General features: G+C 37.9%; 1 protein-coding gene. It reads left to right on the forward strand.

From position 1 onward, the window contains the following. Positions 1–238: 238 nt before the first annotated feature. Positions 239–383: MBG domain-containing protein (locus E1176_RS21430; protein ID WP_425482537.1), on the forward strand; the 145-nt coding region annotated here is incomplete at its 3' end.

Genomic DNA, 383 nt, shown 5'->3' on the forward strand with positions numbered 1-383 from the left:
GAGATGTAAATGGTTATTACCTCACTTTTGCAGAAAAAATATAAACGCTAATTTGTTACCTGGCCATAAAAAAATCCCGAAGCATACTATCTGTGTCTCTTTATCGATAGGAAGCGTGTGGAGATGTTGGAGACTGAGAAAGAGAGCAGAATAAATAAACTGAAGGCTCAATTGTTGAGTAAAATTGATAATTTGCCAATTGAAGATCTGAGAAAATAAAATACACAAACCATCTCCGATTAATACCAGTCAACACACAAATGCCCCCGTTGAAGTAACTGCTGATAATCAGGAAAAAATCTATGGAGAAACTGACCCAACCCTCTCTTACCAGATAACATCCGGTTCGTTGGTAGGTGATGACACGTTCTCAGATAAGGTTG

Origin of the sequence: Fulvivirga aurantia (assembly GCF_009711475.1) — a bacterium.
Lineage (GTDB): Bacteria > Bacteroidota > Bacteroidia > Cytophagales > Cyclobacteriaceae > Fulvivirga > Fulvivirga aurantia.